Annotated in this window: 1 protein-coding gene and 1 pseudogene; both read right to left on the bottom strand. The window is 31.6% G+C overall.

Annotated features, from left to right (window positions below):
* Nucleotides 1-78: 78 nt before the first annotated feature.
* Nucleotides 79-981, bottom strand: a complete 903-nt coding sequence (locus AMN88_RS02050; protein ID WP_075536200.1) for an ROK family protein — start codon at nucleotides 979-981, stop codon at nucleotides 79-81.
* Between the two features lie 2 nt (nucleotides 982-983).
* Nucleotides 984-1182, bottom strand: a pseudogene (locus tag AMN88_RS02045) (3-oxoacyl-ACP reductase); the annotation flags it as partial.

Genomic DNA, 1182 nt, shown 5'->3' with positions numbered 1-1182 from the left:
TTTTTTAAGAAAATTTTTTAATTTTTTTTCGATTTTAAAAAAATATTAATTTTTATTATTCAATTGAGAGTTGTATTTCTAATATGTCGCGCTTCTTCCAAGTCTTGCTGCACCTCTAACACCACTAGCGTCTCCATATCTAGGTTTTAAAAATACACCCTCGTATTCTCTTCCAATGACAAACTTTCTTACAAGTGAATCTATTTCATGTAAAAAATCAATTTCATTTGAAACTCCACCCCCAAAAACAAAAGCATCGGGATCTAAAATATTTATGATACTTGAAAGAGACATGGCTAAATTTACCTTGAAGTCATCTATAAATCTTTCTGCATCTAAATCATGTTTTCGATTTAATTCGAAAATTTCATTTGTTTTTAAGTTTTTTCCATAAAGTTTATTAAATCTTTTAGCTAAGCCTAAACCAGATAAAAAACTCTCAATTTCTGCTTCTCTGGCGTTGCTTGAGTCAAAATTTTCTTTTTTTGCAGCAAAATAAGGAATTTGATTATGACCCCATTCTCCGGCCACTCCATTGGGCCCACTTACTATTTTTTTATCAATAACTAAACCACCACCAACTCCAGAACCTAAGATAATACCATAAACAATTTTGTAGTGTTTGCCTGATCCATCTATAGCTTCTGATAAAGCAAAACAATTAGCATCGTTTTCGCAAAATACTTCTTTACCAAGCGCTTTACGCAAATCATTTTGAAAAGGTTTTTTTTCTAACCAAGTAATATTTGGAGCATTTTTTACCAATCCTGTTTGAGGTGAATGAACCCCTGGATGACAAACACCAATTGGCAGTTCTTTTTTAAATTCTTGTTCTAATTGTCTATGAATATCTCTTATCGCAGTTATAATTTGAGTATACTCTTTTGGACAAGATATTCTTGATCTGTGTTTTTCATTTCCATTATCTTCAAGTACAACACTCTCTATTTTAGTCGCACCTACATCAATACCTACTTGCATAACTAATACGTAGCTCTTCCACCACTTAAATCAAAAACTGCTGCAGTTGAAAAAGAATTTTCTTCGCTAGCTAACCAAGTAACTAATGATGCTAATTCTTCAACCTTTGCAAATTTATTTCTAGGAATTTTTGATAACATATAATTGATATGCTCTTCTGTCATTTGATCAAAAATTCTTGTTTTGGCTGCTGCAGGTGTT

It is taken from the genome of Candidatus Pelagibacter communis (assembly GCF_001180165.1).
Lineage (GTDB): Bacteria > Pseudomonadota > Alphaproteobacteria > Pelagibacterales > Pelagibacteraceae > Pelagibacter > Pelagibacter ubique_P.
This window is presented reverse-complemented; position numbering and strand designations above follow the sequence as displayed.